This is a genomic window from Halobacteriovorax sp. RT-2-6, from assembly GCF_047085025.1.
Taxonomy (GTDB): Bacteria; Bdellovibrionota; Bacteriovoracia; order Bacteriovoracales; family Bacteriovoracaceae; genus Halobacteriovorax_A.
Window position 1 is genome coordinate 1178491 of sequence record NZ_JBKIYH010000001.1, and the last position, 13961, is coordinate 1192451.

Sequence of the window (13961 nt, forward strand, 5' to 3'; positions counted from 1 at the left end):
CGTTTTAAGACAATTAGGTTAGACTAATACAGCTAGTAATATTAACTACTTAGAGATAGAAGTTGAAATCATCCAAATCCCTACTGCGATTAATAGGATACTAAAAAAGTACTGGGCCTTCTTCCCGCCTAAAACGTGGGCCAGACGATTGCCCATAAAAAACCAGAGCAGATGAGCACTAGCTCCACCAAAAAAAATCACGGCACTAAAAAGTGTTAGAAAGAGTTTCCCCTCATTTAAAAATGGTGAGTAAACACTAATTGTGAAAACTAGGAATTTGGGATTTAGGGCCTGAAAAATAGCCCCTTCTAGAAATGAAGGACCTTTATTATTTTCTTCCTCATTCTTCACCTCTACTTTCTTCACATTAGTAAGGCTTTTATAGGCCATAAAGAATAAGTATAAAGCTCCAAAAACAGGAAGGTATCTCATGAGCTTCTCATGTTTCATGATGAAGTCTGTTGCACCATATAGACAAAGTAGAAGTCCTGAAATAGTTGAAAGCCATAACCCAAGTATGAAAGGTAGAGTTTTCTTAAAACTATAAGTTCCCCCAAGGCCGGCCAAAGTTATATTTGCAGGGCCAGGTGAATAACAAAGAGGGGCCACGATAAAGAAGAAGCTAGTAATTATTTTTGAAAGCATAAATTAAGTATCCATTGGATCGACATCGATTTTTACAGAGAAAGAATAGTCGATCTTATTTTGAGCGCGAAAAATCTGCAATACTTGATTGAGCTCGCCCCCATTCTTACACATTAAAGACATGCTCCATGTGAACATATTCGCACGCCTTTCAATCATAGCAGGAGTAGGGCCCCATACTTGGCCATCGATTCCCAACTGTTCCATTAACCCACGAAGCTTTTGAATTTCACTTGAGAGATTGGCAATTATTTTGTCGCGATCTCTACCAGAGACATGAATATTTGCCATCTTTGTATAAGGAGGAAATAGACCAAACTCACGCGTTGTTAATTCGAAATCATAAAAACCAGAAAAACTATGTGATTTGATAAAATCGAACATTGTATTATCTGGAAGCATCGTTTGAATTGCAACCTTAGCGTGATTTGAATATCGCCCTGCTCGTCCTAAAATTTGGACAATCATTTGATAAGCTTTTTCCATGGCCCTAAAGTCAGGGAAGTTTAGCATTGAATCAGTTCCTAAAATTAAAACGAGATTAACTTTTTTAAAGTTGTGACCTTTAGAAAGCATTTGTGTTCCGACAAAGATATCAATATCACCTTTATGGAAACGCTCAAGTTTATCTTCTAGCTTATCAAGATTTGTGATCTCATCGCGATCAAAGCGCTCAATCTTCTTAGTAGGATAAAACTCTTGTAAAACTTCTTGCAGTCTTTCTGTACCGAATCCCTTTTGTAGCAGATTCATATTTCCACATTCAGGACAAATTTCTGGTCTTGGAATTTGATAGTCTGAATGAGAGCTTGAAAGAATATTTTTATTTTTAAAATACCTTAGTGGTACACCAGTATTAGGATCTTCGAATTTATAACCACAACCTCGACACTGAAGATAATTTGAAAAACCTAGGCGATTTACAAAAACGAGAACTTGCTCGTCTCTATCTAAAGCTTCACTAATCATATCTAAAGACTTCTTTTCAAATGGCCAAATCGATAAGGCATCCATATCTTTCTTAGCACCATGAGAGCGAGAGTCTAATAATTCAATCTCCGGAAAGCCGCCGGCAACTCTCTTTTCCAATGAAAAGTAATTCTCTGGTTTAAGCTTTGAAAAAGTGAAGTAATTTTCTAATGAAGGCGTCGCACTACCAAGAACGACAGGTGCATTGAATAGCTGTGCTTTCTTAATGGCAACATCGCGCCCATTATAAGGACAACGATCTGTTTGCTTAAATGAGCTATCATGTTCTTCGTCAACGATCACAAGGCCTAGGTTTTCAACAGGCAAGAAAACACTAGAGCGCACTCCCATTAAAAGAACTGGCCGATCAGATTTCTTTAAAAACTTCCAAATAGCATTCTTGTGAGAAGGTGTTACACCCGAGTGATACGGAAGAATTGGACAATCCAAATATTTTTTAAACGTCTCCATAAACTGAGGCGTCAGGTTAATTTCAGGTAGCAAGAAAAGTACACTCTTTCCCTTCTTTAATACATTCTTTATCAAGTGAAGATAAATTAATGTTTTTCCTGATCCTGTAACACCATGAACGAGAAAGCGATCAAATCCATTATCAAGCTTAGCATTGATACTTTCATATATGGGCTTTTGTAGCGGAGATAGTTCATGTTCAAAATCTTGGTTATCACCAAATTGAGTTTCAACTTCGCGAGGACGTTTTAAAATTTTTGGCAAGCAGTCCCAAGCAAGTTGCCCAAGATTGTAGTGATAGTAACGAGACATCCAATCGTAGAGCTTCATCTCACTTTGTGATAATGAAAACTCTGGCGCGAGAACTTCGTTGATTGGCCTAAGCTTATACTTAGTAATCGTTTCTTCTAATTCTTTTTGCGTAATTGTAAATGGTACGACAACACCTTTAGCCTTCCTTCTACCAAGAGGGACTTCCACAAGGCTACCAACAGGTATTTCCTCTCCTAACGTCTTATAAGTAAGAACACTTGGTAGTTTTGGATAATCAACCGCGACTTGGCAATAATGTTGAGCGTTTAGTGTATTAACGTCTTGCATAAGATTTAAAAGTAAAAAGTAAGTGTAAAACCTACACTATCATCATACAATAAGTATATGATTACATGGAATGTTGATCCAGAAATATTTAGAATCGGACCTATTGCCGTTCGTTATTACTCACTAATGTTTATCGTTGGTTTCTTTATTGGTGAGCGCTATTGTCGCCGCTACCTAATCAAAGAAAAAAACTTTACTAAAGACGAAGTAAGCTCATTATTAAACTACATGATTGTAGGTTGTGTCGTTGGTGCACGTCTAGGTCATTGTCTCTTCTATGAGCCAGGTTATTACTTAAGTAATCCCCTTGAGATTCTCTATGTATGGAAAGGTGGACTTGCAAGTCACGGTGGATTCCTTGGTGTTATCGTTTCAATATACGCCTTTAAGAAAAGAGTTAAAGATGTCCCACTGATGTGGCTTCTTGATCTTGTTGCAGCACCGGCCCTTATGACAGGTGGATTTATTAGACTTGGAAACCTAATGAATTCTGAGATCTTTGGTCATCCAACAAATCTTCCATGGGCGTTTAAATTTGTTCGTGCAGATAATATTGCTCGCCACCCTACTCAGCTCTACGAAGCACTTGGCTTCTTTGCAGTTTCAGGACTTGTTTACTACCTCTATTCAAAATTTCACAATAAGTGGCAATCTGGACGCTTTTTAGGAATTATCTTTATTGGTGGTTTTGCATGGCGATTCTTTGTGGAATTCTTTAAAGAAAACCAAGTGGCATTTGAACAAGGTATGGCCCTAAATATGGGACAAATTCTAAGTATCCCACTTATTATCGTTGGTATTATCTTAGTTCTTTATAAACCTGTTACTAAAGGTTAAGCCCAAGTTCTAAACCAGTACCAATTTCTTTATTTTCTGTTGCATGAATGTAGTGAACAAATGGCTTAATACGTACTTTTTCATATAAGGTAAAAAGTGGATAGAATTGGCCATAAACTCCAGAACAAGATTTAAAATTTGCACGGAAGCTACTACATTCGACAGAGCCATACTTATCGGTACTAGAAAACATATAGCCTCCTCGTACACCTAGGCTTATTTGTAAACTCTCATCAGACCAGCTAAGCATTGTCTTTTCAATTCCAATATTAGGAATAAAAACATTGTCATCATCTTTAGATTCTTGAAAGTCCATAACAGAATTTAGCATCAATCCAACACCCCAGCGCCAACTCTTTATCGATCTTGAAAAGTCGTCAATTGCACGAGTGTACGAAATTTCTGCAAGAGTTCCTAAATCAATTGAGAAGTACGACTCATAAGGAATGTAGTAAATAGAATCAAGATAGGCTTTTGAACCTAATTTTGCGACAAATTTTTCGGTAGCGTTGAGTTTATCAGTATAAGACTCAATAGATGTATGTAGTTTGTTTATAACCAAATATGGCGCATCACTTCGATTTATTCTCTTCTCTGTTTTATGAAGCTCATTAAAGAGAAAGTCTTCATCCTTTAGTTTTCTAAGTGTGTATTGAGTTATATTTTCTTTTTCTTTGAATCTAAATTCCTCATATCGATTTTCATATAAACGACTCTTTTTAAATGATTCCGTTCGATGACACAATTTTAGCTCTAGCTCTTGCTCACAGTTTTCAATAACCTTTGCTACAGAGATTTTTAAAATTGTCTTTAAATTCTTATTAAGCCCTTCAAGACAGATATGATTAAAGTCCTTTCTTTCAACAACTTCAACAATACAAGCTTCATCTTGATCAAATTGGATTCTTTTAGGCATCTTAAATTTTCGTCCCGAGTGATTCTTTGCAATATAGTCACTAGTAAACTTTTTAGAATCCGCATAACCAACTAAGAAATCAAAACGTCTAAAATCTTCTTCAAAGAAACCAAAGAAGGCATACATCGGAGAAGAGGCCAGAGGCAGTGATACAGTTGAGCTCATAGAATTAGAAAAACTAGGAGACTCATAAAAAGCAATTGTTTCACGAGAGCGGGCCGTTCCTATAAAGCTATCAAAAATATCAAGAACATACTTTGCGACTTCCTTTCCATTCTCTTGAAACTCACGAGTTTCATAAAGTAAGTGTTCATCGCTTGGGTCAATAATTAAAAGCAAATTATCCTTAGCGACTTTGTGCCTAGATACCTTATTAACGATTGTTAATGGAATATTATTAAACATACCACCATCGATAAATGTTCTTTTTGTAATTGAACTCAATGGACACTTTTTCTTCGATTTAAAGTCCTCGTACTTACAATACTCAATATCAACCGGTTTAAAGGCCAAAGGAAAGGCTCCAGAAGCCTCGATTACCTGTAAGAGTTTTGTTAAGTTATCATTTTGATTCTTAGTGAATGGTAAGTAGATTTGTCTCGTCGAATTTGTGGCAATTGGATAGTTTTCGATGATAGGTGGCTTCCCCTCACCTTGGCCACGGATTCTAAAAATGGCCTCATTTAGCATTTGAGGAAATTTTCTTCCACCTTTGTATACTTCAATAATCTCAGGCTTCTTTTGAGTAAGAGTGATTCCAAAAACAATATCGATATCAGCTCGTAAGCCTTCATTCCAGATTTGGCGTGCATCTTTATACATTGATTGAATCGGCTTTTTAGATAAAAAGTTAGTCATGGACATTTGCTTATTATCCGCTAGTCGATCAATTCCTAAAGGCACCCAAAGTCGCCAAAAGAGTGAGTCCTTTACAATATACTCTCCACCATGAACTCTTCCGGCTTCAAGAAAAGTAATCAAAGCATTCATACTACCAGCAGATGCTCCAGCATAAATTTGTGGCGTACGCTGTACTTGATAATTTAATTTTTCAAATTCAGTTAGATAACTTAAGAATCCGCCCTCATAAGAGCCTAGTGAAACACCACCACTTACAACAAGGGCCGTATTGACTTGTTTTGCGAAAGGTTGAAAACAAAAGAGGAAGCTCAATAGTAGGATAAAACGTTTCATTCTAGTATTGTATTTGCTTCCTCTATTTGTGCCAAGTAAAGCTTAAGCTTACTTGCAATATGATAGATCTAAGTCATTCAAATTTTTGTAAATACTTGGACTAAATGCTTTATCCCAAAGATCTTGGCCGGCCATTTTATCCAGCGCCAGATCTGTTAATTTTAAGTTTTTATTATAAGCAAATGTATTTGCCAGAGCTCCAAATAGAGATCCGCCTTGTCCTTCGACTGCGTTACCATAGCAATTCATATCATCTTTAATATAGTCGTAGATATCGATCATACGCTCTTTACCCATACTATCCGCTGAGTAATACTTAAGTTCTCCACCTTCAATTACAGTGAACTTTTCAATTAGGCGATCGACCATCTCTTGCGAGAGCTCTTTACAAAGCCTCTTCTTCTTACTCTTTGACCCATTCACATGAAGGTCTGCAATCACTTCATTTGTGGCCTTAACAAAGCAGTCTACAAATTGTTTTGAGTTAATTTGGGCCATTGAACTTGATGAAATAAGTACTAAAGCTGTTGAAATTACTAGATTTTTCATGAAAATCTCTCCTCGTGTCAATTGCGTATATAAATAAAATTACCACAAGGAGAGAATATAAAGGTCTTTTAAGAAACAATTACAATAGGTGTTCGGTCATTAGACACGAACAGACCACGTCACTTCATCACCACTTTCTTGGAAATCAATTCCTAAAGCATTTAATTCGTCACGGGCCGCATCTGCTGCATCCCAATCCTTAGCAGCACGTGCATCCGCTCGCTTTGCCAGAAGCTCATTAACTTTATCAAGGGCAATCCCCTTTCTTCTGATTTGAACTTCCTTAATTTCATTTAAGAATATCTCAGGATCCATTGCAAAAAGAGCACTCATCTTTCCATACTTTGCAATCCACTGTGAAAATGCAATTGCAGTAGGTGCAGAGTTTACATCCTTTGCTTTCTTTTCAAGATTTAATGTATTGAAAGTTTTAACTGCTTCATAAACCGCAGACATCATCTCACTTGTATTGAAATCGTCATTACATGCTTTCTCAATCTTTGCATCTAAACGCTTTAGGTCTTCTGCAAGTTTCTTATTAACTTTTGCACTTTCATTAGTTTCAAAAGTAGCTGCATGTTTGGCCACTTGAAGTGCGCGGTAAACACGAATTGCACCACCAAAAGCCTGATCAATTTTTTCATCAGTCACATCAAGCATTGAACGGTAGTGAGTTGAAAGCATAATATATTTTAAAATTTCTGGATGATACTCATCCATGAAAGCGCGAGCAGTGATGATATTGCCAAGGGACTTACTCATCTTCTCTCCACTCATATTGATGAAGTTATTATGCATCCAGTAGTTTACGTATTTACAAGAATTACATCCTACACCTTGAGCTATTTCGTTTTCATGATGTGGGAAAATTAAATCAATTCCACCGCCGTGGATATCAATAGATTTTCCAAGAATCGACTTGATCATCGCCGAACATTCAATGTGCCAACCTGGACGACCCTTCCCCCATGGAGAATCCCAAGACGGCTCACCTGGTTTAGCAGGTTTCCAAAGAACAAAGTCCTTAGGATCTTTTTTGCGCTCATCAACTTCGACTCGCTCTCCCGAATTGAGTTCCTCTAGATTTACACCTGAAAGCTCACCATATGATTCAAGCTTTGTTGTTTCGTAGAAAACTTCTCCGTCCACAACATAGGCCATACCATTATCGATGATACCTTGAACGTATTCTATAATTTCAGGAATATAATCCGTTACTTTTGGATTATGTGTATGAGGACGAAGTCCTAGGCGGCCAAAGTCTTCTTGAAAGTATTTAATATAGCGCTCTGAGATTTCAAGGGAATCAACACCTTCCTCATTTGCTTTATTAATAATCTTATCATCAACGTCAGTGTAATTATAAACGAAGTTCACATCGTAACCGATATGCTCCATCCAATTTCTTGCGAAGTTAAAAAAGATAGGCCCACGAAAGTTTCCAATATGAAGCGGTCCATAAACAGTTGGTCCACAAAGATAAAGCTTAACTTTGCCTTCTTCTAATGGCGTAAAAGTTTCTTTCTTCTTTGTTAAAGTATTGTAAACTACTAGTGACACTATCAACTCCTCTATTTTTTTATGCAGATAGAATAACCGAAAAAGGGAAAACTGTCATGAATATCCGTGAATTCGACCTAATCATCAAAAACGGCACTCTACACTCTTCACAAAAAAGCTGGCAAGAAGATATCGGAATAAAGGACGGTAAGATAGTAAAATTAGCTAAATTTAATGATTCTGATCTAAAAAGCGCTGCCGAAGTTATTGACGCACAGGGACTCGATATTCTTCCAGGACTTATCGATACACAAGTCCACTTCCGCGAGCCAGGTCTAACACATAAAGAAGATATCGCTCATGGCTCAAAGGCCGCCGTTCTTGGCGGAATTTGTACTTTCTTTGAAATGCCAAATACAAAACCTGCAACAACAACTGTTGAGGCAACCCAAGTTAAAGTTGATATTGCAAAAGAAACTTCATATGCAAATTTTGGCTTCTTCATTGGAGCAAGTGGAAAGAATCTCGACGAGCTTGTAAAGTCACAGGATATGGTTGGATGCTCGGGAGTAAAAATCTTTCTAGGTAGCTCAACAGGTGACCTTCTCCTTTATGATACTGACAAACTAGTTGAAATCTTCAAGACTTTAGACTGCCATATTTCAGTTCATAGTGAGAGTGAGGAAAGGCTTCATGCCAATGTTGCCATCCGTGATAATGCAAATGGAGACGTTCACGCTCATTATAAGTGGCGTGATGCTCAGACGGCCCTTGAATCGACAAAGATGATTATCGAAGTTGCAAAGAAAGCAGGACGTAAGGTTCACATCCTTCACTTAACAACAAAAGATGAAATTGAATTTTTAAAGGATCAAAAAGAGCATTGTACAATTGAGGTCACTCCTCAACACTTAACTCTCTTTGCTCCAGATATCTATGACAAGATCGGAACTCTTGCGCAGATGAATCCACCAATTCGCACAAAGGATCACACAGATGGACTTTGGGAAGGACTTAAAAGTGGTGTGATTGATGTTTTTGGAAGTGATCACGCTCCTCACACTCTAGAAGAAAAAGCTCAACCCTACCCAGCTTCTCCTTCGGGAATGCCTGGTGTGCAAACAATGCTTCCAGTAATGCTTACTCACGTTGAAGCTGGACGACTAACTCTAGAAGATATTGTTAAGTATTTAGCAGAGAATCCGGCCAAACTTTTCAAGCTTAACAAAGGCTTTATTCAAGAAGGAATGGATGGTGATCTGACAATCCTTGATATGAACAAGCGCTTTACTATCAGAAACGAAGACCAGGCATCCAAAGTCGGTTGGACACCTTTTGATGGAATGGAAGTAAAAGGATGCCCTACTTATACAATCGTTAGCGGACAAGTTGCTATGGAGCATGGAAAGGCCATTAAAGTTCAGGCCCAGCCGATTGTAAGGACAAAGTAAGCGATAACCAAATCTTAACAATTAAGAACTACTCGATTCATTACGAAGTTTGTCATAATAGGATATTATTTAAAATATAGGAATGTAATGAAGAAGAATATCCTCTTTCTATGTACAGGAAACTCGTGTCGCTCGCAAATGGCCGAAGGCTGGGGTAAGGCCCTAAAAGGCGACAAGTTTAACTTCTACTCTGCTGGCACAAAGAAGCATGGGCTTAATCCTTATGCCGTGGCCGTTATGAAAGAAGTTGGTGTCGATATCTCAAATCACGAATCAAATACAACGGACGAAATTGAAGCAAAGATGGATATTGTCATCACAGTTTGTAGTGACGCCAATGAGAACTGTCCCTACTTTCCTGGAGGTAAGATCATTCATATTGGTTTCGATGATCCTCCTCGTCTCACTAAAGACTTTAGCGATGAAGAAGAAATACTTCAGGTTTATCGCCGAGTAAGAGATGAAATTAAATCGATGATAATAAATTTAGAAGAGAGAATATAAGATGGGATTTTTTGAGCGCTACTTAAGTATTTGGGTAACGATTTGTATCGTCGCAGGAATCGTTTTAGGAAAAGTTCTTGGAACATCGATCACAGTTCTAAGTGAGATGAATATTGCCACAGTTAATATCCCTGTTGCTATTCTTGTTTGGCTTATGATCTTTCCAATGATGGTACAAATTGATTTTAATTCCATTGCTGACGTTGGAAAGAATCCAAAAGGTCTAAGCCTTACGGTTATTATCAACTGGTTAATAAAACCTTTTACCATGGCCTTCTTTGCTTGGATTTTCTTTTCTAAAATCTATGCAGGTTTTTTATCACCAGAGCTCGCACAAGAGTATATTGCAGGAGCAATTCTCTTAGGTGCTGCTCCTTGTACCGCCATGGTCTTTGTTTGGTCTTACTTAACAAAAGGTGATCCGGAGTACACACTTGTTCAAGTGGCCATTAATGACTTAATTCTTTTAGTGGCCTTCATCCCTATCGTTCAATTCCTACTTGGAGTCACAAGTATCGCAATTCCATACGATACACTCATAAGTTCAGTTGTGATCTTCGTGGTGATACCTTTACTTGCAGGCTATATCGCAAATAAAGTCTTAATCAAGAGATTTGGATTGAAGTGGTTTCAAGAGGTCTTTATGGCAAGACTAAAGCCAATTTCAATTGTTGCCCTTCTTACAACTCTTGTTCTTCTCTTTGCTTTTCAAGGCGAGAAGATTTTAGCTAATCCACTTCACATTATCCTGATAGCAATTCCTCTTACAATACAGACTTACTTTATCTTCTTTGTCAGTTGGGGAATTGGCCGCAAGATGTGCTTACCACATAATATTTTATCACCTGGTTCAATGATTGGTGCCAGTAACTTTTTTGAACTTGCCGTGGCCGTTGCCATCGCTCTTTTTGGATTAAATTCTGGAGCGGCCCTAACAACTGTTGTGGGGGTTCTTATTGAAGTTCCGGTTATGCTTAGTCTTGTTAAGATTGCAAATAAATGGCGCTATTAATTCAAGAAAGTAGAGAATTTATTTCTACTTTCACTTCAGTTAAGTCAAGATCATCAATATTAGTCGTATTAACAGTGAGGCTTTTACAATCTAATTCTAACTTTTCAATCTTACCTTTTGAAAGTGAGTCTTTGAATTCATCGAAGTTTAAGTGATCTTGATGCCCTGGATGTCTTTTCCCAGACAAGGCCCTAGTCTTAAAACGTTCAAATAAGACGGAGCCATCACACTCACAATAAATCGCAAGCACCCTTGCATCATACTTTGAGATAAAGTCTTTTAAAATTGGTGTATCGAATTGATTCGAAAAATTACTTTCTACCAACAAGCTTTTATTGGCATTAAGCTGTGCTTTAATAAAAGAATATAAAATTGGGTAACTTGCTTTTCCAAGTTCTTTTGACCAGGCCCTATCCTTCACTCCCAAGCTATTAAATAGGCTTTCTTTGATTATATCTTTTCCAATCAATGGTAATGAGAACTCTTTTGCGAGTTCTTTTGAAATCATCGTCTTTCCTGTTGCAGGTAAGCCAGATACGATAATGAGAAGAGGACTATTCATTTTAATTCTCAACAAGCTTGGCAACTCCTACGAGCTTTCCATCATCGTAGTAATTTGCCATCTTCATTCCACGATCAATAATGAAGTGAAGGAATGTATTATCGACGATACGAATAACAAATGAACCATCGCTACCTTCTAATATATTGCGATTGCCACCGGTACCGCGAGAGTGAGAGTAATTCTTTCCATCTTCATCATACAAAAGAATCTCTGACTGGCCATCTGTTCCCTTTCCTTCACTATCTTTGAAATATTCAATATTGATGACAATACGGTGGGTTTGACCTTTGTACTTGCCTTCTAAAATTTTAATATTTCCTGCATATGAACCATTCATACGTTTGAATCTTTTTTCATCTTCAATGACTTTAGTTCGCGCTAAATAGACAAGGGGCTCTTTAATGGCCGGGATCGGAGAGAATTTTACATTCTTATATATTGAATCAGCGACTTTTGGTTTTACCTCAGCTTTTTCTTTTTCTCTTCTCCAACGTGATTCATTCTGAAACACAGGCTTATTTTTTTTAGGTGCTAATTTTTCTTTTATTGAATTTCGAGCAATAAAGCCCGTTGGATCTTTCATGATCTCATTTACTTCATCTTTATCTACCTTAATTTTTTCAAGACCAAGGGCCGCTAAGAATAAAGTAAAGGCTTGTGCCAAGGCTTCATCCCCGGCCTTATCAATGACAGGAACTTCCTTAATGACTTCAACTTTCTTTTCTTTGATGACTTCGACTTCTTTGATTTGAATTTCAGGATTTTGTCTTTGGGATTTTCCAACAAAAAAACCAACCGTAAGGCTGGCGATGACAGCAATAATTAATGTGTACTTCACTTAATCTTCCTTAATTAAATTAGTTCAGTATGTGGAGTGTTTCCTCAGTTCCATAAGTGCAGTTTTCACAAGTCACCTCTTCATGGATATAGAGGTTGTCGTGATCGGCCAAATGAGTAACAGTGAACTTGGCCCCACATTTAGGGCAACACTCAATCTGTTTTTTGACGTCCTCAATCTCACCAAAGTATCTGATGAAATTTTCGACTCTTAGGGATCTTTCCTTCATATCAAGCTCCTCGTCATATTCCATTTTACCTTATTTAAAAAAAATAAGCTTATTAAATGAGGTTATTTCCCAGAAATCAGTAACTTACGTTCATAAAGAACCTATACAAGTAGTGTATAGCCTTATAATTACTACGGAGTTCGTTTGCCAAAAGTGCTTGAACACGTTAAAACGTGCTATTATTAATGAAACCAAGGGTTGGACCACACCTACCTCTGTATAAGGAACAAAAGGACTCACATGAAAAATATTGAAGCACTTAGAAATAGCCGCGAAGATATCCTTAATTGCCAAATCAAAGATGAAACAGGTTTAAATGACTTTCAAAAGACAGCTAATGAAGTTCATATCGCCATTCCAAAAGTTGGTATTGAAAGATTTCGCATCCCTCTAAATTTTGAACACAGAGATGGAACTGTTAGATCAACAGATGCACAAGCGTCGATGTTCGTATTTCTAGAAGCACATAAGACAGGTGCAAACATGTCTCGCTTCTGTAATATTCTTCAAGCGGAAGGCTTAGAGAAAAATGTTAACAATGAATTCTTTGCGACAGTACTTAGAAGATACCGTACAGATCTTCGCGACTACGATACTGAACCACTAATTCCACAGGCCCACCTAACTCTAGACTTTAACTACCCTGTTAAACAACAGTCACTAAAGTCAGGAAACTGGGGATGGCAATACTATAAAGTATCAATGGAAGGTGTTGAAGGACGTGATGGTATTCCTCTAATCAACCTAACAATGGAATACGAATACTCATCAACTTGTCCATGTTCTCTTTCAATGTCGAAGCAGTACGAAGAACAGTATAGAAATGGAGAGACAACTGAAGGAAGTGGTATTGCTTCTGCTCACTCACAAAGATCTGTAGCGACGATTACTGTAACTTATAAGGCAGAGTCAAAGTTTCACTTAGAAGATTTAGTAGATCTAATGAGAATTGCTCTTCCAACTGAAACTCAGTCTCTTGTTAAGAGACTTGATGAGCAAGCATTTGCTATTCTCAATGGCGATAATCCAATGTTTGTTGAGCACTCAACAAGACGTATCTCGGAAGTTCTAAACTCAGCAGAAGAGATTCTAGACTGGCAAGCAAAGGTTGAGCACTTAGAAAGTCTTCACAGCCACAATGCTGTTGGTTATATCAGAAAAGAAAATCCAAAAATTTAATCATAAAAACAAAGGCCTCTAAATAAGAGGCCTTTATATTTCAAAAAAAAATTAATTTTTTTTTAAACTTTTTAAATTTTAGTATTGACAAGTGAGAGTGAAATCCTTATTCTAACTCCACTTCAAATCGGAGGGCGATTAGCTCAGCTGGGAGAGCGCTACCCTTACAAGGTAGATGTCGGCAGTTCGATCCTGTCATCGCCCACCACTTTTTTTGTGGTACATTCAAAAGAAAAAAATCGGAACTCTACAGAGTTCTTTTTTTTTGCCTTTTTTCTTCCTTAAATATCCAGCCTCGAAAAATAGATAACCTCATTACTATCGACTTAGTATTTTTACAAAAACAAACTCAATACAATCCATTTGTCTTCTTTCGAGCCAATTTGTCATAAAGAATTTGTCACAATTGGACATTGTCGAACGAAATAACATTCAAACAGAGAAAAAATTTACGGCCAATAATAACTATTTTAATTTTTCCTCATCAAAACAACTAAAAAAT

General features: G+C 37.3%; 13 protein-coding genes and 1 tRNA gene. 6 read left to right on the top strand and 8 right to left on the bottom strand.

The window, feature by feature from the left end; translation table 11 throughout:
- Positions 1–45: 45 nt before the first annotated feature.
- Both ACMAYS_RS05540 and priA read right to left on the bottom strand, forming a co-directional pair.
- Positions 46–645, bottom strand: coding sequence for a LysE family translocator (locus tag ACMAYS_RS05540; protein ID WP_392991067.1), 600 nt, complete (start codon positions 643–645; stop codon positions 46–48).
- Between the two features lie 3 nt (positions 646–648).
- The gene (priA, locus tag ACMAYS_RS05545; RefSeq protein WP_412462910.1) at positions 649–2685 is read right to left on the bottom strand and encodes a primosomal protein N'; all 2037 of its coding nucleotides are present in this window, start codon (positions 2683–2685) and stop codon (positions 649–651) included.
- Between the two features lie 57 nt (positions 2686–2742).
- Here priA and lgt point away from each other — a divergent pair, with 57 nt between their 5' ends.
- A complete protein-coding gene (lgt, locus tag ACMAYS_RS05550) occupies positions 2743–3522 on the top strand; it encodes a prolipoprotein diacylglyceryl transferase (protein ID WP_103216512.1) in 780 nt (259 codons plus the stop codon).
- On the opposite strand, the gene ACMAYS_RS05555 is transcribed toward lgt, so the two are convergent.
- From ACMAYS_RS05555 to cysS, 3 genes are all read right to left on the bottom strand, one after another.
- Complete coding sequence (locus ACMAYS_RS05555; protein ID WP_412462911.1) at positions 3512–5632, bottom strand: patatin-like phospholipase family protein; 2121 nt, start codon at positions 5630–5632, stop codon at positions 3512–3514. The genes lgt and ACMAYS_RS05555 overlap by 11 nt on opposite strands.
- A 48-nt stretch (positions 5633–5680) precedes the next feature.
- Complete coding sequence (locus ACMAYS_RS05560; protein WP_103216510.1) at positions 5681–6181, bottom strand: hypothetical protein; 501 nt, start codon at positions 6179–6181, stop codon at positions 5681–5683.
- Positions 6182–6280: 99 nt separating this feature from the next.
- Positions 6281–7741: a cysteine--tRNA ligase gene (cysS, locus tag ACMAYS_RS05565; RefSeq protein ID WP_392991060.1), complete on the bottom strand. Its 1461-nt coding sequence runs from the start codon at positions 7739–7741 to the stop codon at positions 6281–6283.
- A 56-nt stretch (positions 7742–7797) separates the two neighbouring features.
- Between cysS and ACMAYS_RS05570 the strand changes: the two genes are divergently transcribed.
- From ACMAYS_RS05570 to arsB, 3 genes are all read left to right on the top strand, one after another.
- Positions 7798–9132 carry a dihydroorotase gene (locus tag ACMAYS_RS05570; protein WP_392991058.1) on the top strand — a complete coding sequence of 445 codons (1335 nt, stop codon included), beginning with the start codon at positions 7798–7800 and terminating at the stop codon, positions 9130–9132.
- An 87-nt stretch (positions 9133–9219) separates the two neighbouring features.
- Positions 9220–9636, top strand: coding sequence for an arsenate reductase ArsC (locus tag ACMAYS_RS05575; RefSeq protein WP_412462912.1), 417 nt, complete (start codon positions 9220–9222; stop codon positions 9634–9636).
- Between the two features lies 1 nt (position 9637).
- Entirely contained in the window at positions 9638–10648 is a 1011-nt protein-coding gene (gene arsB / locus ACMAYS_RS05580; protein ID WP_412462913.1) for an ACR3 family arsenite efflux transporter, read from the top strand.
- Between the two features lies 1 nt (position 10649).
- Here the strand turns inward: arsB and ACMAYS_RS05585 are convergent, their stop codons facing one another.
- The 3 genes from ACMAYS_RS05585 to ACMAYS_RS05595 are packed head-to-tail and all read right to left on the bottom strand — an operon-like array spanning position 10650 to position 12304.
- A complete protein-coding gene (locus ACMAYS_RS05585; RefSeq protein WP_412462914.1) occupies positions 10650–11210 on the bottom strand; it encodes an AAA family ATPase in 561 nt (186 codons plus the stop codon).
- Position 11211: 1 nt separating this feature from the next.
- Positions 11212–12051: a hypothetical protein gene (locus tag ACMAYS_RS05590; RefSeq protein WP_412462915.1), complete on the bottom strand. Its 840-nt coding sequence runs from the start codon at positions 12049–12051 to the stop codon at positions 11212–11214.
- 19 nt (positions 12052–12070) lie between these two features.
- Positions 12071–12304, bottom strand: a complete 234-nt coding sequence (locus ACMAYS_RS05595) for a hypothetical protein (RefSeq protein WP_412462916.1) — start codon at positions 12302–12304, stop codon at positions 12071–12073.
- A gap of 216 nt (positions 12305–12520) precedes the next feature.
- Between ACMAYS_RS05595 and folE2 the strand changes: the two genes are divergently transcribed.
- Positions 12521–13459, top strand: coding sequence for a GTP cyclohydrolase FolE2 (folE2, locus tag ACMAYS_RS05600; protein WP_103216503.1), 939 nt, complete (start codon positions 12521–12523; stop codon positions 13457–13459).
- Between the two features lie 132 nt (positions 13460–13591).
- Positions 13592–13667 (top strand) — tRNA-Val (locus tag ACMAYS_RS05605).
- Positions 13668–13961: the final 294 nt, after the last annotated feature.

Bases quoted from the DNA above. Each gene is read 5' to 3' on its own strand.
- ACMAYS_RS05540 (WP_392991067.1), bottom strand. From the start codon at position 645: ATGCTTTCAAAAATAATTACTAGCTTCTTCTTTATCGTGGCCCCTCTT.
- priA (WP_412462910.1), bottom strand. From the start codon at position 2,685: ATGCAAGACGTTAATACACTAAACGCTCAACATTATTGCCAAGTCGCG.
- lgt (WP_103216512.1), top strand. From the start codon at position 2,743: ATGATTACATGGAATGTTGATCCAGAAATATTTAGAATCGGACCTATT.
- ACMAYS_RS05555 (WP_412462911.1), bottom strand. From the start codon at position 5,632: ATGAAACGTTTTATCCTACTATTGAGCTTCCTCTTTTGTTTTCAACCT.
- ACMAYS_RS05560 (WP_103216510.1), bottom strand. From the start codon at position 6,181: ATGAAAAATCTAGTAATTTCAACAGCTTTAGTACTTATTTCATCAAGT.
- ACMAYS_RS05570 (WP_392991058.1), top strand. From the start codon at position 7,798: ATGAATATCCGTGAATTCGACCTAATCATCAAAAACGGCACTCTACAC.
- ACMAYS_RS05575 (WP_412462912.1), top strand. From the start codon at position 9,220: ATGAAGAAGAATATCCTCTTTCTATGTACAGGAAACTCGTGTCGCTCG.
- arsB (WP_412462913.1), top strand. From the start codon at position 9,638: ATGGGATTTTTTGAGCGCTACTTAAGTATTTGGGTAACGATTTGTATC.
- ACMAYS_RS05585 (WP_412462914.1), bottom strand. From the start codon at position 11,210: ATGAATAGTCCTCTTCTCATTATCGTATCTGGCTTACCTGCAACAGGA.
- ACMAYS_RS05595 (WP_412462916.1), bottom strand. From the start codon at position 12,304: ATGGAATATGACGAGGAGCTTGATATGAAGGAAAGATCCCTAAGAGTC.
- folE2 (WP_103216503.1), top strand. From the start codon at position 12,521: ATGAAAAATATTGAAGCACTTAGAAATAGCCGCGAAGATATCCTTAAT.